The sequence below is a fragment of the Kangiella sp. genome, from assembly GCF_014762745.1.
In the GTDB taxonomy this organism is placed as follows: domain Bacteria; phylum Pseudomonadota; class Gammaproteobacteria; order Enterobacterales; family Kangiellaceae; genus Kangiella.
Window position 1 is genome coordinate 19,020 of sequence record NZ_JABURJ010000102.1, and the last position, 22,637, is coordinate 41,656.

A 22,637-nucleotide genomic window follows, 5' to 3' on the forward strand; every position below is an offset into this window, starting at 1 on the left:
ATAAAGCCCATATCAGTCCTGGTGTTTCACGTTATTTTCATAACGGAGCACTATAGTGAGCTGAGCTAACCATGCACCATTTTTGGAAATTTTTGCCTTATGTCCGAGCCGAAATCATCTAGCAGCAAAGCCAGCACATCAACTATCTGGCTGAAATACATTTTGCCACTGCTTATTCTGGTGGTTGCTATTGTGGTTATCTACCGTATGTTGAACAGCAAGCCCGTTGCGTTTAATCGACCTGCTGTAGAGCAGGTGGAAGTGGTCGATGTTGAAGCATTGGAACTGGTCGATCATCAGATATTTGTTGATTCTTACAGAACCATCGAGCCGACGACTTCCGGTAATCTGATTGCTCAGGCTTCGGGTATAGTGACCTGGGTTGCCCCTAATTTTGAAAGTGGTCGCCCGTTTAGCAAGGGTGATGCATTGCTGCGAATCGACAGCCGCGACTATGAGATCGAAGTGACCATTGCGCGTGCAGAAGTAGCCACGGCTCAGTTGGCCTTGAATGAAGAAGTTGCCCGCTCCGAACAGGCCTTGAAAGACTGGAAAAAAATCAATCCCAACCGTGAGGCAACCGATCTGGTCTTGCGTAAACCACAATTAGCCTCAGCCCAGGCAAAATTGGCGGCTGCTCAGGCGCGCCTTAGTAAAGCACAACTCAATCTTAGCCGCACTGAAGTTAAAGCACCCTATGATGGATATCTGATTGAAAAACTGGCGGATCTGGGACAGCTCATCAGTTCCAATACTCCTGTGGCAAGTATCTTTGCCAGTGACTCACTGGAAGTGCGCTTACCGGTGCCTAGTAACCGAGTTCGTTTTTTGCAGTTGGGCGATGAAGAAGATAAACCGCAGGTGCGTCTGGTGGCTGATTTTGCTGGTGAGCAGAAAGTATGGCTGGCAGAGCTTGATCGCACCGATAGCGTGATTGATAACGCGACACGTCAATGGTTCGTTACGGCAAAACTACCCGGCTCGATTCTGAAAGAAGAAGCCTACTTGAAAGCGGGACAATTCGTCAGCGCACAAATTGAAGGTCGCTTGCTGGAAAATGTGTTTGTCATTCCTTCCAAGTTGATCTCGCAAAATAATGAAGTCTTTATCTTTAGCGAAGGCCGCCTACATCGACAAAAAGTCGCCGTAATCTGGAAAGGGGATGATCGCAGTGTTATTGATCCTGAGAGTTCAGGCGAACTGGTCAAAGAAGGCAGCTTGTTGGTCAGCAATGTTCTGAGTTTTGTGGCTGATGGTGCAAAAGCCAGAGTGCGTGGCGAAGCGGTCAAGAGTTCGTCCAAGGCGGGAGTTGAGAATGGACAGGAGGCGAAACTATGATCGCATGGTTTGCGCGTAATCCAGTGGCGGCCAACCTGTTGATGGTGGTCATTCTTGTCGCTGGCTTCTATACCATTACCAAACGCGTTCCGATTGAAACTTTCCCTACTACAGAACTTCAGTACATCAATGTGGTTGTGCCTTTTCGTGGTGCGACACCAGAAGAAGTAGAGCAGACTATTTCGACCCGAATTGAAGAGGCCATCTATGATCTCGATGGCATCAAACAATTAACTTCACGTTCTTCTGAAAATGTTTCGCGCGTAACGATTGAAGTCGAAGAAGACTTCGAAGTTAAAGAGTTGCTGGATGAAATCAAGAGTCGAGTGGGGGCGCTGAATACGCTTCCTTTAGAAGCTGAAAGACCGATAATTCAGCAGGTTGAAAGACGCCGTGAAACCATCAGTGTGGTAGTTAGTGGCAACCTGCCTGAGAAAGAATTGCGCCAGTACTCTGAAATTATTCAGGAAGAGCTTTCTTCGATACCTGGGCTGACGCAAATTGAAACGTCTGGTGCACGCGCTTTTGAAATTGCCATTGAGGTTAATCAGAGTCTACTCAATGAATATGGCTTAACGCTACAGGATATTGCCAACTCGATTAACAGTCGCTCGCTGGATTTATCCGCCGGACAGGTAAAGTCGGAACGTGGCGAAATTCTGTTAAGACTTAAAGCTCAGTCCTACACTCAGGACGAGTTTGAGCAGGTACCGATTCTGACTCGTGATGATGGCACTATCCTGCTGCTGAAAGATCTGGCAGTGATTAAAGATGGCTTTGAAGAAGAAAGCCTCAATACACGCTTTGATGGAAAACCTTCGGTTGAACTGGAAATATTCCGAACCGGTGATCAGAGTGCGATCGAAGTCGCTCAGCGAGTTAAGGATTATGTTGCAGCGAAGCAGGCGGATTTACCTGCAGGGGTTAACTTGTCCATCTGGCGCGATCGCTCCAAAAGTGTCAATGCTCGCCTGAATACTTTGGTCAGCAGCGCTGTGCAGGGCGGCTTGCTGGTTATTTTGTTGCTGGCATTATTCTTGCGACCCAGCATTGCCATGTGGGTCAGTCTTGGTATTCCGATTGCATTTGCTGGCGGTATGGCGCTGATGCCGGAAATGGGTGTGACGGTAAACCTGATCAGTCTATTTGCCTTTATTCTGGTGCTCGGTATTGTGGTTGATGATGCTATTGTGACGGGCGAAAATATTTATAATCACCTCAATCGTGGTGACAGTCCGTTGGATGCAGCGATTAACGGCACCAAGGAAGTCGCAGTGCCTGTGACCTTTGGTGTGATTACCACAATGGCTGCCTTTGTACCTTTGAGTTTTATCGGTGGCGGCTGGGGAACCTTCTATTCCTCGATTCCATTAATTGTGATTCCAGTTTTGATTTTCTCGCTGATTGAATCCAAGCTGATTTTGCCGGCTCATATCGGTCACATGAAAAAGCTCAATGCAAAAAATGATAATAAGCTGGTTCAGTATCAGCAAAAGTTTGCCAAAGGTTTTGAAGACTTTGTATTAAGGTTCTACAAGCCAGCGCTTAAATTTGCTCTGGCTCATTGGCAGCTGACACTGGCTATCTTTCTGGCCTTTGCCCTGTTTGTCTGGGCTGCGGTCAGTAGCGGACTAACGCGCTTTATCTTCTTCCCTCGGATTCAATCCGAAATTGCTCGCGCTACTCTGGTTATGCCAGAAGGAACACCATTTGAGCTGACCGACAGCTATATTGAGCGGATGACGGAAGCCGCACTAGAGCTTAAGGACAAGTATCGCGAAGAAGACGGTAGCAGTATCGTTGAGCATATTTTCTCGGTCAGTGGCTACGGTGGTGGCGGTGGTGCTGTCAGCTCTAGCAATGGCCTGGTGATGTTCGAAATAACTGCACCAGAAGAACGCGAGAGCGACATTACCAGTGCCGAGCTGGTCAACGAATGGCGTAACTTGATCGGGCCTTTACCAGGCGTGGAAAGCTTAACCTATCGAGCCGAAATTGGCCGAAATCGTGATCCGGTTGATGTGCAGTTGCGTGGTTCCAATATTCAGCGCTTAAGTGGCGCAGCATTGGAAGTCAAAGAAATGCTTGGTGATATTGATGGCGTATTTGATGTTGCTGACAGTTTCTCTAAAGGCAAGCAGGAAATTCAATTTCGCCTCAAGCCACAGGCAGAGACCCTTGGCCTGACCTTGAGCGATCTGGCGCGCCAGGTTCGCAGCTCCTACTTCGGGGTTGAGGTACAGCGTATTCAACGCGGGCGTGAAGATGTTCGTGTGATGTTGCGTTTGGCCAAAGAAGAGCGTAGTACCCTCGATGGCTTGAATAGCTTGCTGATTCAAACACCTTCTGGTGCCAAGGTTCCGTTGGAACAATTGGCAGAGTTATCTTATGGCAATAGCCCTTCAAGTATTACTCGAATCAATCGCCAGCGAACTTTGAATATTACTGCGGACGTGGAAAAAGAGACGGCTGACATTGAAGCGATTAAACGACGCATACACCAGGAAACGACGGAAATTCTTGAGCGTTATCCCGGAGTATCTTATTCGCTTGAAGGAGAAGCCCGTGAGCAGGAAGAGTCCACCAGCAGATTAACCACCAGCCTGTACTTTGTGCTGTTTGCGATCTATATTTTGCTGGCGATTCCATTTAAATCTTATATACAACCGTTCATAGTCATGTCGGTGATTCCATTCGGCGCCTGTATGGCAATTGTCGGTCACTGGATCATGGGTATGTCATTAAGTGTCATGAGTCTGATGGGCATGCTGGCACTGACCGGTGTAGTGGTCAACGACAGTCTGGTGTTGGTGGATTACATTAATCAGCAACGGCGCAAGCATGGCGAAAGTCTGCTTGATGCGGTGTTGCATGCTGGGGTAAGACGCTTACGTCCGGTAATGCTGACATCTCTGACTACTTTTGCTGGTTTGATGCCGTTGATTTTCGAAAAATCGACGCAGGCTCAATTCCTTATCCCAATGGGGGTTTCGCTTGGTTTTGGTATTTTGTTCTCCACCATGATCACTCTGGTACTGGTACCACTGCTTTACTATAAATCTGCGCAGGTAAAACACTTCTTTAAGCGCAAACTGGCTTAATTTCACATTGTTTAAAGTCTGGCTCTAAACCATACATGTTTTAGAGCCAGCACTAACCTATTTATTTATAAGCAAAAAATAGCTTCTTTCTATTCTTAAATTGCTCAAATCTATCAAAATAAATAAATTAATAGCTTTCACGGATATTTCACAAAAAAGGTGACATAGTTCACATCTATTGATTGGTCGGAGCAGAGCTTGAATCTACTCAAGTTCAATCCAACAGCCGATTTGTTGAATTATTAAAGCTGTGTGAGGCAATTATGTCATCCGTAAAAGATTATATGTGGAACACCATCTGCATGCCTGATTTGCATCCTGAATTGAAGGGCATGCTGTTCAAGCTGGAGCAGTGGCCAGATTTCGGAAGGCTAACCTATAACCAGAATTTCATCGATCTGTGTGCCTTACTGTCTACCCGATACGTAAGCCTGGGGCAGCTCAAGGCTTTCGCCGGATCGAATGATGACACTATTCATCATTTGCTCAACACACTTAAGGCTTCCAATCTGCTTAGCATCAGGCCGGGCGAAAATACCAATACGCACGGTAGCAAAGAATTAACCTGGGCAAGTTACAAGCAAAAGCTGATGAGCTTTATTCGCTCTGCGTATCGCAAGACCGAACAGCTCAATGCTAACGCAGCCTGAGGAAATAGCTGTGTATCGCAAGTTAGTGGTTATTGGTGATGTGGGCGCTGGGAAAAGCACCATGATCCGGACATTGAGCGAGATCGAAACGGTGGATACCGACGTTGCCTCAAGTAAAAACATAGGCAAGCCGTTGACCACTGTAGGTATTGATTATGGTCGCATTTCACTTGGCGAAGATGATGCCATTGGCCTTTACGGTGTGCCGGGACAGAAACGTTACTCCTTTATCTGGGACATGGTTAAAGAAGATATCTGGGGATGTGTCTTATTGCTGAAAAGTGGTCAGATGCCAAGCCCTGAGAAAATCCTGGAACTGGTTAATATCTTTATTGATGACCCTAACAAGACTCCATTGGTGATTGGGCTCACCCATACCGACATACAGGATGCAAATATAGGCGGCTTGCACGCTGCGCTAAAAGCTAAGGGTATAAATGCCCCCATTTACTCCGTGGATGCACGTAAAAAACAGAGTTCAACTTTGCTGCTACACACAGTACTAAGCATGCAAAACGCCTTTGAGTATTCACAAAAACAAACATTGTCATGATAAGAGAAACGAGCATGAAAAAAGAGGTTGTTAATCAGCTTTTTGAAGGCTTACTGGATAAGTACTTCGACCTGAAAATGGTGTCGCTGTGTACCAGTGATGGCTTTGGCGTATTACATAAAGCAAGACTGGATGATGAGGTCGAACTGGATCGCGTGTCAGCGATAACAAGCTCATTGGTCTCGTTGGGTAACGCCAGCTCCAAACAAATTATAGGCGGTAATTTACATTCCACCATAGTCGAAACCGATAGCGGAAATTTACTAATCAAAAAATTAAAGCTGGCTGAAAAAGAATTGGTTCTCTCAATAGTGACCAGCAAAAAGATGTTACTGGGAGAAGCGAATTATCTGATCAGCCAATGTGCGAAAAAACTGACGCAGTTATAAATCAACTGCACAAATATTCATTTTTAACTTCAAATCTATGAGGAAATACACATGTCAAATATTCAAGAATCTTTAAACGCATTGATGGGAATTGATGGTGCTGTGGGTACCGCATTGGTGGACTATGAGTCAGGCATGGTACTGGGAACTGAAGGCGGTGGTGTTGATCTGGAGCTAGCAGGCGCAGGTAATACCGAAGTGGTGAAAGCCAAAATGGCGACCATGGAATCATTGGGAATTGACGGCGGAATCGAAGATATTCTGATCACGCTCGACAAGCAGCTGCATATTATCCGCCCAACCGCTAATCCAGCAGGCCTGTTCATTTATCTGGTGCTGGATAAGGCAAAGGCAAACCTTGCGCTTGCCCGTCGTAAAGTACAAAGCATTGAAGCTAGCCTGGAAATTTAGACTAAGCTAAGTTAATAAAGCCGATGGTTGAAACAGCCATCGGCTTTTTTTATGGCTGACTCTAGCGAGGAACTTAATGTAGGCGTAGTATGATTGATTCCCGTCCAAATGGTTTGGGTAAGCTATGGAACGCACTCAGGAACAATCGACAAATCTAATTTTTTCTTCCCTTCCTGCTACTTTACAGCGACGGCTGATGACCAGCATAAAGCGGTCACAGTTACCGGCTGGGAAAGTACTTTTCGATACTCAGGAAGCGATAAACTATCTCTATTTTCCGATGGACTGTGTGATTAACCTGGTTTATGAACTGGATGATGGCGATGAAATTCAGACTGCCTGTCTCGGTGCGAATGAAATGTGTGGTGGTAGTATTTTTTCAGGGAGCAAGAGAGCTCTGCTGAGAGCAGAAGTGCTTTATTCGGGAGAAGCCATGTTGATGCCAGCAAAAGAGGCCCTGTATTGGTTTCACAACGAACGAGAGTTTCGGGAGCCTATATTGAAGTCCTGCGGCAGGATTGAACATCAGGTGATGGCTCGAGTTGCCTGCAACCGCTTCCACACGATTCAGCAGCAGTTGTGCTTTTGGCTTTTAGAAGTGTCAGATCAGATTCAAAACAAAGTCATTGATGTTACTCATGAGCATATAGCCGGATTGTTAGGCGTGCGCAGGGAAGGGGTTTCGGAAGCGGCTCATAAGCTCCAGCTACAGGGAGTTATCGACTATAAACGCGGCCACATCAAAATCTTAAATCGGCAGCGACTTGAGTTACTCAGCTGCGAGTGTTACCACAACCTCTATTCAACAAACTAACACTCCATCCTAACTCTCCGTCCTGGTTCTCAATCTTGGTTCTCCATAAATGAAAACGCCCCGAATTTGGGATTCGAGGCGTTGAATGTTTGAACTATGCTATTGAAAGGGATTATTTCTTGCCGCTGCGGCTAGGAGCACCTTTAGCTGCATTTTGTTTTGGTGCAGCTTGTTTAGGGGCGCTTTTGCTAGCTGGAGCTTGCTTCGCTTTATTACTCATAGGATTCTCCTTAAAGTTCATGAGTTACCAGCCCAACACCATGTTGAAACTGATGGATATACTGTCTTCCTAATTGCATCAATTATCTGTGCGCTAGCGTACACAGCTGATCAATTTTTAGTATTAAGTGGGGAGGGAGCAGGTAAAGGGGAGGGGCTGAGCACGAACTTGTGCTCAGCCCGCTTTCACAATCAAAGGTGGTTCAGATTAAGGCCAGGGGTAGTAGCCGTAGGCTTGTTCAATAAGTGGAGCTAGAGGTTCGACTGGTGTTGTTTGACTGTAACCCCCGAAGGCGTCTTCGTACTTAACTCCAATCAAGTAATCAACAAACCCATCGGGCATTTGATGAGATTCAATTTCTAGACCAATCGCATTGAACATATGGGCATCGGACATTGGGAATGGCGCTGGCAAATAGATAGTTCTTTGGCCATAGCCATGCCAGTTAGTGACTAACTTGAAGCCTTCACCTTCCATTCCTGACTTAGCGCGCTTGAACAGCTGAATAGTCATATTCTCGCCATCTAAAACAATGGTTTCCTGATCGACTAACACATCAGGTGTAACGTCCTCCAGAATTCCGTGCGCATCATAAATCGGTTGTCCATGACTCATGTTGACATCATCCAGTACACCCTCAAACTCAACAACGTTCAAGGAGACATAAATGTCCTTACCAGGTGCCAGCTGGTCTGGTGTCATGACCTCTACATACACCTTACGATAAATCCAGACATCCTCAACAATAGCTCTGTAGGAGCCATTAGTATTCTTGAAGTTGTTTGCTTTAAAGTTGGTAGCGTTTACGAAAACAATCTCAAGCTCATCAATCGCCAACATTGGGTCATAAAGCGAATTAGAAGCTTTGAGCTTAATTTTCTTGGCATAGTTTAAATCAAGGCCAGGATATGGTTGGCTGCTCCCTCCGGCAGGATGGGGAACTTCAAACTCGTAGTTTTCAGCTTGGGTGGTGGTAGAAAAAAGGGTTATTACAGTAAGAAAAGCAATAATAGCTTTCATGGTTTTCTCCTTCAATTATTTGAATAATTAGTCCTGATTGTGAAAGCAAAGGAATGCTAGCATGGATATTATGAGAAGGGGAGTGCATTAAATACACTTTATGCCCTTCACGTAAAATTGATTAGCTATTCTGTAAATACGAGGTGTAATAATTAGACACTTGTACGGTAGTGGTTAGGAGAATTTGGTTTTTGTGTTTAACTGAAAGGTCAAATTGCTAAAACTTGTTCGGTGTGGTAAAAAAACTGAACAGGGATATGAATAGATTGCGCACTGGGGATCACTCTGAAGAAATCACACTTCTTGCTGCTTGCACATCTGATGCTAACAGCCACAGTTAGCCAAGGTACTGAGTCAGCTGATGATTCAGCAAGTTCTCACACTATCATTTTTGTTGGCTCTGAGTATTACCCACCTCTTGAATCTCTTTCTGAAGACAAACTGCCTAAAGGTTTTATAACCGACCTACAATATGCGATGGCTAACTCTGCTGGATCTGGCATAGAAATTAAGCTTATGCGCTGGGAAGATGCTTTGCAGTCGGTACTAGATGGGCGTGCTGATGCGGTTGCTCTGATTGCCTCGAAGGAACGCAGCGAACATTATGACTTCACCGAACCATTCTATTATGTGGCACATGGACTGTTTACTCATAATGACAGCAAGGAATCGGTTACCCTCGCTGATATGCGAAGTCATAAAGTTGCAGTGGTTAAAAGCGCCTACGCAAAGAACACACTAGAAAATTCCGGTTACGACGTTGAGCTGGTTTTAGCGGACACAGAGTTAGAGTGCCTGAAACTCGTTTCAAGCAAGGAAGTGCAAGCCTGCATTGAAGTTATTGTCACATCCAAAAGTCTTGTGGAAAACTATAATCTGGATGTGAAATTGTCTAGCGCTCCTTTCTGGCCAAGACCCTACGCTTTTGGTGTAAAGAAGGGGAATTCGAAACTTCTGGAAGAACTGCAAAGTCAATTAGCGCAGATCATCGTGGATGGTACCTATAGCGATATCTATGCCGCGTGGGAGTCCGAACTGGAGTGGAAGCCACAAAGCTTCTGGAAAAGCTTTGGGCAGCTTTCCTGGTTGGTAGGAAGCTTACTGATCATTATTTCCGCTACATTTGTGCTGAATACTCTACTGAGACGTAAGGTCATGCATAAGACATTTCAGCTAGAAGAAGAGCTGAATAACAGTAGAGCACTGCACAAGAAATTCATGTTTAACGCAACTCATGATAGTACTACGAAGTTGTTAAACCGTAAGGCATTATTTGATCTTCTTGATAACAGAATAGAAAAAACCTCTGATAGTCAGAAAGAGATATTTGTCATTGCTATCAGAATCACCAATATCATTTCAATCATTAGCGTATTTGGATACCGAAAAGCGATAGATATCGTTGTCAGTGTTGCTAAGAAGCTTTCCAAGTTTGAACAGGCTCTTTCTGCACACTTCGGTGACGGAGTTTTTGTCGTTTCTACTGATAATCAGCAAAGTGTCGATGACATTATTCAAATCTTAAGCGATCATTCTGATTTGGATTCTAACCAAATCTACCCGGTACCAGTCATAGGTGTCTATGAGTTTGCAATAGCACCGGAAGAAAAGCCCCCTAGATCATCCGAGTTAGTTCGAAAAGCAATAACGGCGATGAACTATGCCGAGCGAAAGCATATCCTTGTCGCTGACTATAGTCCAGATATAGAACCTGACAGTCGAAACCTGAAACTGCTCAGCGATTTTTATAAAGTCGGTTGTGACCAGTTTGTCTTGCATTACCAGCCGCAAATTGATGTTAAAAGTGGCACCATTACACACGTTGAGGCATTAATCAGGTGGCAGCATCCAACTCTTGGCATGGTTTCTCCTTATCTTTTCATTCCACTACTCGAAGAGTCAGGCAATATTAACAGAGTAACACGATGGGTTATTCAGGAAGTTATCAGCTTTATAAACAGTCATAAACCACAAACTGACAACATCATGTTCAGCGTTAACATTACGACCAGAGACTTGGTCGATGACTCTTTTGTTGAATTTGTCAGAGAGGTAGTCGAAGACGTAGAAACTAACTGTTTGATTTTCGAAGTCACGGAAAGTGAATTGTTAGAAGAAAAAGACAAAGCTAAGTGGGTCATGTTAGAGCTGGAGTCTCTCGGCATCAGCTGCGCAGCTGATGATTTTGGCACAGGATACTCCTCATTATCCTATTTAAATGACTTATCAGTTGATGAAGTCAAACTCGATAGAAGCTTTATTATGTCTCTCCATAAAAATGATCGCACCCACAAAATTGTCAGTTCTACAATAGACTTAGCCCACGCGTTAGGGTTAGTTGTGGTAGCTGAAGGAGTGGAGGATAAAGAGACTTATCAGGTGTTATCAGACTTAAAGTGTGATCGAATTCAGGGGTACTTGATATCTAAGCCAGTACCAGGCAAAGATGTTTTGCCATTGCTGGGAGTTGTGCCCGAGTTTTGAGTTATTGAGTCTAAACTTTGAAACGAATCCTGAAGCTCATTATTGATGTAACCGCTTGAAGGTGACATTATGGCAAAAATTCCGCCCCTAAATTAGAACAGGCAATGCCCAAAATTATAACAAGCGTCTTGTTCATATTGAGCATATCAACAGCACTGGCCAACTCATGAACAATATTGTAAGAGTTGAAAGAGTCATTTTATAAATGAGCAAGCCGATTACGAATTAGTGCTTACTAGAAAGTAGAGTTTGCAATCCTTACTAAGGTGGGCATTTGCAAAACAGCCCCCCACTTATTACTATGACCTGAATAACACGAAGAAATATAGCCTGACAGGCTTTATGGATAATTATTCAGGACTACACATGAAAACTAAATATCTTTTAGCGCTTCTATTGGCTTTGCCGCTTTGCTCTAACGCGACCTCCGTCATTTTTTCAGATGAGGTACGATTCGACAATTGCAGTACACCCGAAAAAGTTCCTATTGTTTATTGCAAAGATGGCGATGATAGGGCGATCATTCAGCTTGATGAAAGTAATGCGCTAATGGGAGTCGTTCTTCGTCTGAGAGAGGCCCGCCCATTCTCTGTTAGGTCTGTAAAGGAAAATGGTACAACAAATTATTACAACCTTCTCAGTGGTGAAATCTACGAAGACATTAATCTTCCTGAATACGAAACACCCACAACTACATTGAATAAGCTTATCAATCATGCCAATAGACTTAGCAGCAATATTGAGGCTGCAAAGCAAGATCAGCCGGAGATTGTCAGTGAACTGACTGCTCTACAAGAGCTGCTTGTTGGTAATGCTCGAAAATTCGCAGGGCAGGTTGCCGGTCCAAGGGAACCTATGTTTTTATTCTCGAAGGGAAATGGTTATCAAGAATGCGAAGAACTTACTTACGACACCTGTCCTTTTATGTCCTGTGGTGACAACCATTATCTTTTATTTGATCGCGAAAAAAAGCTCTTTCTGCCTATAAGCTACACTCGAAACAGTAAGGGAGAAGCAAAGTTCACTAAAAATGACCCGGAAGCCTTGAAGGTTTGGGGCTTGCTTACAACGTTTATACGATATAACGAAGAGTATAAGCATTCTCGCCTTACTAAGGCCCGCAAGGTTCCTGAAAATCTGCAAAATAATGTCACCGCATATTTCACTTTCCAGGATCCAGACTTTAGCGATTACCTTAAAGAGATCATTCCTAACTGCCCAACAAAGTTCAAAGATGACATCATCTCTCTGGGTGTTCAGACCAATGAAGAGCGGGCTGCAATGCAGTTTGTTCACCTGGTTGAGAAAGTAAACGCCAAAATCACCAGCCAGTATATAAATAAGGCATTCCTACCCGCTGGCATTCGTCGTAAAGGGAATTCCTATTACACGCACACCGCCTTGGAAGATATGCCCAAATTTGAACCGGGATCCGTTAAGGCCATATCTGCAAACAAGGCCAAAACGCTTTTCAAAAAAGCTAAGGCAATGAAAAATATGGCCTGGTCACAACCTCAAGATGGTGCTTTTGCACGTACTGAGCTAATGGTGGATATGTTTGAAAAAGAGGGAGTCATTGCTGATAAGGCTTGGGCCTCAGGTTTCCTAAAAAGTAAAAAAAATAAAATTCCCTGGAGTTATCATGTGGCACCTGTCGTCTATGTTGAAGGTAGCAGCGGAAACGTTGATAAAATGGTCATTGACCCTCTAATCGCTGACCGTCCAGTAACAACCCTACAATGGTTATCCTTGATGGGCATTACCAATCCAGACTATCTGGATAATGTTGGATTCCCAGTTCCATTAGATGCCATGAATATAGGAAGGAATACATTATCCATAACCAACCGTGATGCATTCCACCCGACAGTGGTACAGAATTTTTCAAAAGAGGAAAGGCTAGAAGAAGCACGCAGAGTACTGGCTAACCTGGAGAAAGGGTAATAGCCGCACGAGGTAATACATTGCTGTTGCGGCCCATGTATTCTAAAAAGGAGTTTTAAAATGCCATACAAATCCAACGATGAACTTCCGGACAGCGTCCGGAACAATCTGCCCAAACATGCTCAGGAGATTTACCGAAAAGCCTTTAATTCTGCTTGGGAAGAGTACAAGAACCCAGAGGATCGCAGAGGTGATGACAGCCGCGAAGAAGTTGCCCACAAAGTCGCCTGGTCAGCTGTAAAGAAAGAGTATCACAAGGATGATGGCCAGTGGGTAAGAGATTAATCGCAGTGAAAATTATTGAGGCGGAGTAAGTTTGCTGATATCAATAACTTACTCTGACACCATTAACTTCTATTAAGGAAATATATTGGACTGGAAGAAATATCAGGAAAAAACTGCTGAGTATTTTCGATCTCTAGGTTTGGAGGCTAATACTGATATTACTATACAAGGGGTGAGGACTAAGCATGACATTGATGTATTAGTAAAATCTCACCATGCAGGGTTTGAAGTCATCTGGCTTATTGAGTGCAAGTATTGGAAGTCAAAAGTTACTAAGCTTCATGTACTCGCACTACGAGAAATTGTCAATGATACGGGCGCTGATCGTGGAATACTTTTGGCAGAACACGGGTTTCAGAGCGGCGCGAAAGAGGCGGCAGCCCTTACAAACGTCTATGTTACCTCTCTTGACGATGCAGCGAGTAAAGCTGGCCATGAAATCGACTCAATGAAGTTAATAGAAATATATGACAGATTACTTCGGTGCAAAGAAGAATATTGGAAGACTTCTAAGTCAAAGAGAATAGACTGTGGATTACGTCCAAACGTTACTGAAATTGGTTATTCTGGTGATTGGGTAATTAAGATCGGAGAGGAACTCATAACAAAAGGCTTGCGTGGTGATTACCCTATTAAGCCAGATGGAATGCATGTATCAATATCTGAGTCAATAATTGAACATAAGATTCCAAGAGAAATTGAAAACATTAGAAAACTATTGGCTATTTTGGAGTCGCTAGTTAGGAAACTAGAGCAAAAAATTAGTGCATGTAAAAAGGTCTAGCTCAGTGATAACTTACATGTTCAGAGTGCTTTAGTTATTGGATAATCTTTTCAGTATCATAGCCTACTTTTAAGGAACTGCAGGGGGGGCAGGATCAAAAGAATGTTCGTATTTAAGCATCTTGTTAGTTGGTTCTTCTGATATACAGTAAGGTGCTATTCACTAATACAAACGCTATATTGAAAACTAATCCTCACAATAGTATTTCACTTTCTTACGAAAAACGTAAAATAGGAAGAAAGGTACACTAATGATAAAACTACTAAGCATAGACCACGTTATTATATCTGGAGATGCGTCTTCTGGAAGCAGCTTATTTTGAATTTGGATTAAAGTTGCTACAAATAAAGCAGGACAAAGCCATAGAGAAAGGTTTCGTCGAGTTTTATACCAATTGTATTTATTTTTTTCAGAGCGTGAAAACTTTTCAATTAGGTCAGTAGAATCTGAAAAGGTTTGTTCATCCATGAACTTTTCAAGTCTAAATAACCCATTATCGTCAATTTCTTTAAATTTTTTCCTTAGGCTGTTTATTGCTTTACTTTCAAGTTGATTTTTGAAAACGTTCAAAGACAACTTTTTGACAAGTGCATCTCTCCACCATACTGAAGGTTCTCCTTCATCATCAATATATTTACTCTCATACTTTTCACTATTGTAAGAATCATCAATTTCGCCATAAACAGGCATAATGAAAACTTGGCATAGTGGTAAGTAAGGTCTTATATACATCACATTAGGCGTAGAATTTATTAATTCTAGTGGAACATGGCCGGAATATCCGGGGTTTATGAGATCACAATTGCAAGCCGTTGATAAACCTAATCTAGCATAAGAGCTCCTTGTATTGATTTTGCCAACATATTTATCAGGCATTGATATTTTTTCGTGAGTCCTTCCTAGAATCATTTCACCAGGTTTCAGTTTTATATACCCGCTGTCTTCTATAACACGTCTTTTCCACAAGCGAGTTGGCGATATTTCGAAAATATATCTAGAGCTAAGATCAATAGCTCGTGCTTGTTTTGTCATAACCCAGAATATATTACTAACCCTGATATCGATAGAGCATACTTTAATTTGACTATCAGGCTCGAATTTATGTTCAGTGTTTTCTACGTCAGAAATTACTTTCTCAACGACTTTCTTTAGCTCTATGTTTGACAGATACATAATTCGTGAGTAAACCTATATTGGAATAGTTCGATTAAATGTATCATATACTATAATGTTTTCAATTAGTTAAGTTTTTAAAGTTGTGTTTTATTTAAGGTAAGGTGTTATTATTGGATAGGTAGGATAATGATTATAACTATAAGTTTAGGAGGGCAAGTTTGGAACCGCGAATTATATTACCCACAAAGTATGGAGAGTTTGAAGTATTTTATTTTAAAAGATGTGGACAGGAAGGTGCTGTTATATTAAGTCCTTATGATGGAGACTGTCCATTCGTTCGGATACACTCTTCTTGCTTATTTAGTGAATCATTAAGAGCAACAAACTGTGATTGTTCCCGTCAATTAGAATCAGCTCTAAGATATATCGGAAATAATGGAGGTGTTGTTTTTTATTTATATCAAGAAGGTAGAGGGATCGGACTTGAAGATAAAATTAAAGCTATTAGCCTTGAACAAAATGAAGGAGTAAATACGGCTGAGGCTTTCGATAGATTAGGACACCCAAAAGACCCAAGAAATTATGACGCGGTTATTTCTATACTCCAAGAATTAAATATAAAAGAAATTTGTATAGGTACGAGCAACCCAAGAAAGGTTGATGCTTTAACAGATGCTGGCATTTTTATACGAGATCGAGTTCACTTGATGTTTGAGTCTAATGAAGTGATAGACGAGTATTTAACTAATAAAATCAGGTACTTAGGGCATCATGAAAAAAATTGAACAGATTTTGTCAACAGGCAATGCTTTCAAGGTTGATAATATTGCATGTATGCAGCATGCAGAAGTTCTAAAGCACTATCAAAGACCAGCCGAGTTCTTTACGTGGTCTGATAGATCATTAGAACTACAGTTAGCATTTAAGGTTGCTTTCATTTCTATTTGCCACCAATTTAATTGGGATTTTATGCAAGCTACCTTAGCAGCAAAACTTCTTAAGCATGAAACGGATTTTGCTGAATACTTATTATCTGTAAAGTCTACCGACTTAAGTGACTGGCTAAAAAAATACCCTAAACAAGAAAGAGTGAGAGCAAAAGAAAGAGCATTTATTTTAAGAGATGTGGGAAAAACCTTGAGCGAGGTTTATGCTGGAAGTTTAGAACGATTCTATGAGCATTGCTCACGGTCTTTTCTTGATAATTCAAACAATAAACAAGGAGAGAGTTTCCATGAGATTATGGATCAATTTGAGGGCTTTAGAAAAGATTCATTAAAAAAGAAAACTAATGTGCTCTCTCATGATTTAATCAAAGAGAATATTGTAAGCTTTGTGGATGAAGAGAACAGCCAACCCGCTATTGATTATCATATCATGCGTTTATATATCAGGACGGGCAGGGTTATTCCTACTGATCCCTCTCTTTTTAAATTTTTATCAGGAGCGCCTAACCCGCGAGGAACTTTGGTGCGTCTGTTAAGAGAAGCTGTTGCCCAAGCAGAACGTTTAACAGCTTACTATTCAGGCTTAAACGTTGCTGACTTGAATTACATCGAGTGGCAAATAGGCAGAAGCATTTGTAAAAACAAAGCTCCAGTTTGTCAATCTTTAAAATTCCCAAGTGGTTTTCCTGATGACGTTTCTAAGCTATGCGATAATAACTGTCCATACATTGAAATATGTTTATCTTATAATCAAATGTCTGAATTTATCAGCTTTGAAGAACCGCTATATGTATCTACAGATTACTAAAAATAACTAAAGGTTATTTTTCAAAATAAACAACATCTTCGCTAGCTTTCTTCTTTAACTTTTGTTTCTGGTGACTTGGGTTTAGCTGCCGCATATTAATTTTGACTTCACTTTTCTTTAATACATTAGCAGTAAACCCAATAGACTCTAGCATTTCTACTGCTATGCAACTTAAAGGGATATGAAGATCTTTATAGAAGGAATCTTGAAGTACAATTAGCCCCTTGGCATTTCTTTTCATTAACCGATAAATATTGTTAAAAGTTTCGTATAGGGATGAGAAATATTGATAGTAAGTCCAAATGTAATAGCTTTCACTCGCATAGCTATCATGAGATCTTATTTTGTTTAGTATATCTAAACATTTCTTGCCCCATAAAACTTCAAAGTCCCCCTTTTGTACAATTTTTGGAGTTCCGATCATTTTTTTTCGGAGTTCATCGATATTTATTGGAATCAAGCCACTTAAGATAGCAAGGTTTGGTAAATGTTTGACTACATAGTCGATACGAGTTAAATATGGCGGTGAAGTGATGATAAAGTCAGCAATACCTTCTTGTATATTTAAGCTGTTGTCTTTTACATCATAATTAATCAGTTTTACATGACTGTTTCTAGGAGTTATTTGTGTCAAGTCTTCTAATATCTTTTTTGATGCTTGGATAGTTGCTTTGTATAACGCCTCAAAGTTATCCTTTTCTCCTTCTACTGCCTTTCTAAACCAAGTAGGGTTGGAGCCTCTTACTAAATTAGCAGATTCAGAGGCACCTATGCAGAGAGCTACTAAAGCTACAGTTGCTGAGTCAAAGGTACCTTGGGTGTCATTTAGTAATGTGTGAAACACTTTTGATTGCTTAACACCAATAGCCCTGCTTAATCGTGTAAATACGGTTGATGCATAGCACAAACACTCATTATCAAATATGTTATAAGCTTCACTACAAAATGTTTTAAGTGATTTAGTTCTTTTAGAAGCGCGTAACAATTTATGCACTTCTTTGTGATTGGCATTGAGTGATACTTTCGCTTTAGATAAAAGACAAGAGAAAGGGTCTACATCAATTCCAATTGTAGTAACATTTGCTTTATATCCAGATACCACTGTTGTCCCTGAGCCTACAAATGGATCTAGTAGCGTTTGGTCGTGATTTATCCCTAAAGCTTTTATTGCATGATTAACAAATGACTCAGAGAAAGAGGCATAAAAATTAGTCCAAGAATGAACTCCTACTTTATCCTCTTTTTTTACTTTTGCTGATGGCAATGTGTTGAGAGTGTAGTCATCCTGCAAAATTGAAAGTTGTTTTGTCATTTTCCCATAATCTAATGCATGAAATAAAATATATAGTATATGTCTAATAATAGACACCTTATGCTTTTAGGATTATACCGACTATTTTTAAATAGTCATCAAGGGTAGCCTTGCTAAACATCTCAATATATTAAAGAGATATATTGAGCTTTAGACATTAATGTGATTTGTTTCTAATTAAATAGCTTTTCAACCGTAGAATCACTATAAAATGGTGAGCCCGCCGAGACTTGAACTAGGGACCTGCCTGCAAGGAAGTTTTGGGCACTCAAAACCCCAATTCAGCTTACTTGTGGTAATGAGCAGATAAAGTCATAGGGAGTAAAGGCTCATGAGGAAAAATGGTGGGCCTTCCCAGACTTGAACTGGGGACCTACCGATTATGAGTCGGGTGCTCTAACCAACTGAGCTAAAGGCCCATTTTTCCAAGAGTAGTCAATCAGGCGGTGCCTAATTGTTCTACTAATTTAGGATGTGTTTCTTGAAAAAGAACGCGCAGGAGTTTACGAGAAATCTCCTGCGCTTGCAATATTTATGCTTTGTTTTATTCGTTTAGGCTATTCGTCCGCTTATTCGTCTAGACTATTCGTCAAGGTACGTTCTAAGCTTTTCTGAACGGCTTGGGTGGCGTAGTTTACGCAGTGCCTTGGCTTCGATCTGACGAATACGCTCACGGGTTACGTCGAACTGTTTGCCGACTTCTTCGAGAGTGTGGTCTGTGTTCATGTCGATACCGAAACGCATACGCAAGACTTTCGCTTCACGTGCCGTTAGACCCGCCAGGATTTCATCAGTGACTTCTTTCAAGCTTTCGCCTGTTGCTGCGTCGACTGGTGAATCGATGGTGGTGTCTTCGATAAAGTCACCTAAATGCGAATCTTCGTCATCACCAATTGGTGTTTCCATTGAGATTGGCTCTTTGGCGATTTTAAGCACTTTACGAATTTTGTCTTCCGGCATTTCCATACGCTCTGCCAATTCTTCAGGCTGTGGCTCGCGGCCCATTTCCTGTAGCATCTGGCGAGAAATACGGTTTAATTTGTTGATAGTTTCAATCATGTGAACCGGAATACGGATGGTGCGTGCCTGGTCAGCAATCGAACGTGTGATTGCCTGACGAATCCACCAGGTGGCGTAAGTCGAGAACTTATAACCACGACGGTATTCGAACTTGTCTACCGCTTTCATCAGACCGATGTTACCTTCCTGAATCAGATCGAGGAATTGTAAACCGCGATTGGTGTATTTCTTAGCGATAGAGATAACCAGGCGTAGGTTAGCTTCGACCATTTCTTTCTTGGCGCGGCGTGCTTTGGCTTCACCAATCGACATTTCGCGGTTGGCTTCTTTAATTTCCATCACGCTCAGGCTACAGCTTTCTTCGATCAGCTGTAGTTTACGCTGTGCTTTTAGAATCTCTTCGGCGTGTTCGGCCAAAGCTTCTGAGTATTTGCTTTTCTTTTTGACGTGCTGCTCGATCCAGGTTGGATCGGCTTCTGAACCTGAGAAGGTTGAGATAAAGGTTTTACGCGGCATACGCGCACCGTTCACGGCAAGCATCATGATATAACGCTCTTGCTCACGGATACCGTCCATTTTCTCACGCAGGTTAGTCACCAGCTGCTCAAACATTCTTGGAGCAAGACGAAGCTGCATGAACATTTCTTTCATGGCATCCAGCTGCTTGATTGCTGATTTGTGCGTACGGCCATATTTCTCAACGGCTTTAACGGTTTTGTCGTATTGCTTTTTCAGTTCAGCAAAACGGGCTGCCGCTTCTTCTGGATCCGGGCCAGTATCGACTTCGGTTTCTTCTTCGTCGTCGTCATCGTCGTCATCTACATCTTCGTCAGTGTCCAGTTCTTCGCTGGCATTGGCGATTTGCGCTGCTTCGGATTCTTCCTGTACGAACTCGGCTTCTTCGCCGTCAGTGAAACCGGTTACGATCTCGGTCAGACGAACTTGCTCTTCTTCGTAAAGGGCATATTCTTCTAACAGGATACGGATGGTGTCGGGATAGTTGGCGATAGCGCCTAGAACCTGGCGGATGCCTTCTTCGATACGTTTGGCGATATCAATCTCGCCTTCGCGAGTCAGTAGCTCAACGCTACCCATTTCGCGCATGTACATACGAACCGGGTCAGTCGTACGACCAAATTCGCTGTCTACGCTGGCCAATGCAGCAGCAGCCTCTTCAGCGGCTTCTTCATCGGTTACCGATTCGTCATTCATCAACAGCTCATCAGCATCAGGAGTGGTTTCATACACCTGAATGCCCATGTCATTGATCATGCGAATAATGTCTTCGATTTGCTCGGGATCAACGATATCCGGTGGTAAGTGGTCATTCACTTCGGCATAAGTGAGGTAACCTTGTTCTTTACCGCGAGCGATAAGTAACTTTAATTGTGACTGTTGCGAATTCTCTGACATCTAGAATAACCTTTGTAGGGCTCGCAAGACATTTTGCGAGTCAAAAACCAAGCGGCGGCTTGCACATAGCGAACCGCAAATTATACAGAATGTGCCCCGTCTACAGCAAGCGCTACTTATTGGCGCTATTACCGTTGGAGCCTTGTTTGGCCAGCAATAGTAATTGCCGGTATTCAGACTTTTCCTGATTGGTTAGACCGTGTTCCGCTGCTTTCTGTTGCAGATAATCGACCCTAATTTTACGGGCATGCAATAACAGGCGATTCACACAGTCCTGTAATTCCTGCTGCTCCTGACCCTGGATGCGCTCTTCGCGCTCGGTCATGGCTAAACTGGCCAGGCGGTCATACAGCTTGGTATTGTCGCGCCAGTGCTCAAGCAACAGACTTGTATTGATCTTGGGGGTTTTATGAATAATTTCAAGTAATTGGTGCAAAAGTTTTGAGCCTTTATCGGGCAAGGTCAGCAACCAGTCGTAATTTTGAATAGTTAAGGCGAGGCTTGGCTTCTGCAACAGCAGGGTAATCGCCAGTTGCAGGGTTTTATTGGTTTTGTTGTTCTGTGGCTTGCTTTGCAAGGGTTTGCGCGCAGGCTGTGACTGGCTTGGCGTCTCAATAATGGCCGCCAGCTTGCTCTCCGAGAGCTTGGCTTTTTCGGCCAGAGCGCTGCTGAAGAACTCGTGATAGATAGGGTCGGTGATTTTATCAAGATAGGGTTTTGCCAGATGTACCAGCTGGCCGCGCCCTGACACTGAGCCTAAATCGACCTGCGCTGACAGGTGCTCAAGGATGAACTCAAATAAAGGGGTTGCCTTGCCGATCATTTCCTCGAACTGCTCTTTGCCCACTTTGCGAACCATGGAATCCGGATCTTCGCCATCGGGCAGGAACATCAGGCGGATTTCACGGCCTTCGCGCATCTGTTGTAGTCCGTGCTCAATGGCACGCAGGGCCGCATCACGACCGGCGCGGTCGCCATCAAAGCAAAGCACTAGCTCGCGCGTGGCGCGGAAGAGTTGCTGTAAATGGCTGGCGGTGGTCGCTGTACCAAGGGTTGCCACCGCATAGTTGATGCCAAACTGGGCCAGAGCGACAACGTCCATATAGCCTTCGACGATCAGTAATCGACTCAGTTTGCGATTAGCCTGACGTGCCTGATACAGGCCATAGAGCTCATTACTTTTATGGAAAATCGGGGTTTCCGGTGAGTTCAGGTATTTGGGCTCGCCCTGGCCCATCACGCGGCCACCAAAAGCAATCACACGACCACGCTTGTCCTTGATCGGGAACATGATGCGGTCGCGGAAACGGTCATACAGCGAATTGTCTTTGCGGATCATCAGGCCGCAGTCAACCAATTGCTGCTGTAGTTTCTTATCCTGTTGCAGTTTGGGGAAAACGGCTTCCAGATTACGCCATTCACCGGGTACATAGCCGATGGCAAACTGTTTGGCGATTTCGCCGCTCAGACCACGGCCTTTAAGGTAGTCTATGGCGCTTTTGTTGGATTTTAGCTGCTTTTGGTAGTAGTTAGCCGCTTTTTCCATGATGTCGTATAGCGTGGTATCCACTTTCGGCTTGTTGGATACCGTTTCTTCACGCGGCACTTCCATACCCATCATGGCTGCCAGTTCTTCGACCGCATCCGGGAACTCGAGGCGGTCATACTCCATCAAAAAGCCGATGGCATTACCATGCACACCACAACCGAAGCAGTGATAGAACTGCTTATCCTGACTTACCGTAAAAGAGGGGGTCTTCTCACCGTGAAATGGGCAGCAGGCCTTGTAATTGGCTCCCGCTTTTTTCAAAGGCACACGCGAATCAATCAGGTCAACAATATCAACCCGAGCTAATAATTCATGTATAAAGTGTTGCGGGATAAGGCCCATTGAGTATTTATAATTAGGTAAGGCTTAATTGGGCAATCATAGCAGAGCTACCGGTTTTTACATAGTACGCGGATTGGAATAGTTCTTTGCTTGAGGTGGTGGATGGGTAATTAGGTAATGGCAGATCGCACCAATAA

The 22,637-nt window shown here is 43.1% G+C and carries 18 protein-coding genes and 1 tRNA gene; 13 read left to right on the plus strand and 6 right to left on the minus strand.

Translation table 11 applies throughout. The features are described 5' to 3' along the window. Positions 1-99: 99 nt before the first annotated feature. The 7 genes from HUJ19_RS07830 to HUJ19_RS07860 all read left to right on the plus strand — a co-directional run bounded on the left by HUJ19_RS07830 (position 100) and on the right by HUJ19_RS07860 (position 7,256). Positions 100-1,338 carry an efflux RND transporter periplasmic adaptor subunit gene (locus HUJ19_RS07830; protein ID WP_290623160.1) on the plus strand — a complete coding sequence of 413 codons (1,239 nt, stop codon included), beginning with the start codon at positions 100-102 and terminating at the stop codon, positions 1,336-1,338. Continuing rightward, a complete protein-coding gene (locus HUJ19_RS07835) occupies positions 1,335-4,439 on the plus strand; it encodes an efflux RND transporter permease subunit (RefSeq protein WP_290623161.1) in 3,105 nt (1,034 codons plus the stop codon). The genes HUJ19_RS07830 and HUJ19_RS07835 overlap by 4 nt, the downstream gene beginning before the upstream one ends. Positions 4,440-4,702: 263 nt before the next feature. Continuing rightward, positions 4,703-5,089: a hypothetical protein gene (locus HUJ19_RS07840; protein ID WP_290623162.1), complete on the plus strand. Its 387-nt coding sequence runs from the start codon at positions 4,703-4,705 to the stop codon at positions 5,087-5,089. Positions 5,090-5,099: 10 nt separating this feature from the next. Further along, positions 5,100-5,642, plus strand: coding sequence for a hypothetical protein (locus HUJ19_RS07845; RefSeq protein ID WP_290623163.1), 543 nt, complete (start codon positions 5,100-5,102; stop codon positions 5,640-5,642). A 14-nt stretch (positions 5,643-5,656) separates the two neighbouring features. Beyond that, positions 5,657-6,031: a roadblock/LC7 domain-containing protein gene (locus tag HUJ19_RS07850; RefSeq protein ID WP_290623164.1), complete on the plus strand. Its 375-nt coding sequence runs from the start codon at positions 5,657-5,659 to the stop codon at positions 6,029-6,031. Between the two features lie 51 nt (positions 6,032-6,082). Continuing rightward, entirely contained in the window at positions 6,083-6,442 is a 360-nt protein-coding gene (locus HUJ19_RS07855; RefSeq protein WP_290623166.1) for a hypothetical protein, read from the plus strand. 124 nt (positions 6,443-6,566) lie between these two features. Continuing rightward, on the plus strand, positions 6,567-7,256 hold the full coding sequence (locus HUJ19_RS07860) for a Crp/Fnr family transcriptional regulator (protein ID WP_290623168.1): 690 nt from the start codon (positions 6,567-6,569) through the stop codon (positions 7,254-7,256). A 427-nt stretch (positions 7,257-7,683) separates the two neighbouring features. Here HUJ19_RS07860 and HUJ19_RS07865 read toward each other — a convergent pair whose 3' ends face one another. Beyond that, positions 7,684-8,496: a hypothetical protein gene (locus HUJ19_RS07865; RefSeq protein WP_290623170.1), complete on the minus strand. Its 813-nt coding sequence runs from the start codon at positions 8,494-8,496 to the stop codon at positions 7,684-7,686. Positions 8,497-8,817: 321 nt separating this feature from the next. Between HUJ19_RS07865 and HUJ19_RS07870 the strand changes: the two genes are divergently transcribed. The 4 genes from HUJ19_RS07870 to HUJ19_RS07885 all read left to right on the plus strand — a co-directional run bounded on the left by HUJ19_RS07870 (position 8,818) and on the right by HUJ19_RS07885 (position 13,993). After that, complete coding sequence (locus HUJ19_RS07870; RefSeq protein WP_290623172.1) at positions 8,818-10,980, plus strand: EAL domain-containing protein; 2,163 nt, start codon at positions 8,818-8,820, stop codon at positions 10,978-10,980. 366 nt (positions 10,981-11,346) lie between these two features. Beyond that, positions 11,347-12,924 carry a protein-glutamine glutaminase family protein gene (locus tag HUJ19_RS07875; RefSeq protein ID WP_290623174.1) on the plus strand — a complete coding sequence of 526 codons (1,578 nt, stop codon included), beginning with the start codon at positions 11,347-11,349 and terminating at the stop codon, positions 12,922-12,924. 60 nt (positions 12,925-12,984) lie between these two features. Continuing rightward, a complete protein-coding gene (locus HUJ19_RS07880) occupies positions 12,985-13,209 on the plus strand; it encodes a ChaB family protein (protein WP_290623176.1) in 225 nt (74 codons plus the stop codon). A gap of 85 nt (positions 13,210-13,294) precedes the next feature. Beyond that, entirely contained in the window at positions 13,295-13,993 is a 699-nt protein-coding gene (locus tag HUJ19_RS07885) for a restriction endonuclease (RefSeq protein ID WP_290623178.1), read from the plus strand. Positions 13,994-14,179: 186 nt separating this feature from the next. Here the strand turns inward: HUJ19_RS07885 and dcd are convergent, their stop codons facing one another. Then, positions 14,180-15,166 (minus strand): dCTP deaminase, encoded by a 987-nt coding sequence (gene dcd / locus HUJ19_RS07890; protein ID WP_290623180.1) that lies wholly within the window; start codon positions 15,164-15,166, stop codon positions 14,180-14,182. Positions 15,167-15,327: 161 nt separating this feature from the next. On the opposite strand from dcd, the gene ribA reads away from it, so the two are divergent. Together ribA and HUJ19_RS07900 are read left to right on the plus strand one after the other, a co-directional pair. Further along, positions 15,328-15,894 (plus strand): GTP cyclohydrolase II RibA, encoded by a 567-nt coding sequence (gene ribA / locus HUJ19_RS07895; RefSeq protein ID WP_290623182.1) that lies wholly within the window; start codon positions 15,328-15,330, stop codon positions 15,892-15,894. Next, positions 15,881-16,864: a hypothetical protein gene (locus HUJ19_RS07900; RefSeq protein ID WP_290623184.1), complete on the plus strand. Its 984-nt coding sequence runs from the start codon at positions 15,881-15,883 to the stop codon at positions 16,862-16,864. The genes ribA and HUJ19_RS07900 overlap by 14 nt, the downstream gene beginning before the upstream one ends. 13 nt (positions 16,865-16,877) lie before the next feature. Here HUJ19_RS07900 and HUJ19_RS07905 read toward each other — a convergent pair whose 3' ends face one another. The 4 genes from HUJ19_RS07905 to dnaG all read right to left on the minus strand — a co-directional run bounded on the left by HUJ19_RS07905 (position 16,878) and on the right by dnaG (position 22,500). Continuing rightward, a complete protein-coding gene (locus HUJ19_RS07905) occupies positions 16,878-18,176 on the minus strand; it encodes a DNA methyltransferase (protein WP_290623186.1) in 1,299 nt (432 codons plus the stop codon). Between the two features lie 342 nt (positions 18,177-18,518). Beyond that, positions 18,519-18,595, minus strand: a tRNA-Ile gene (locus HUJ19_RS07910). 163 nt (positions 18,596-18,758) lie between these two features. Continuing rightward, positions 18,759-20,609 carry an RNA polymerase sigma factor RpoD gene (rpoD, locus tag HUJ19_RS07915; RefSeq protein WP_290623188.1) on the minus strand — a complete coding sequence of 617 codons (1,851 nt, stop codon included), beginning with the start codon at positions 20,607-20,609 and terminating at the stop codon, positions 18,759-18,761. Between the two features lie 112 nt (positions 20,610-20,721). Next, on the minus strand, positions 20,722-22,500 hold the full coding sequence (dnaG, locus tag HUJ19_RS07920; protein WP_290623191.1) for a DNA primase: 1,779 nt from the start codon (positions 22,498-22,500) through the stop codon (positions 20,722-20,724). Positions 22,501-22,637: the final 137 nt, after the last annotated feature.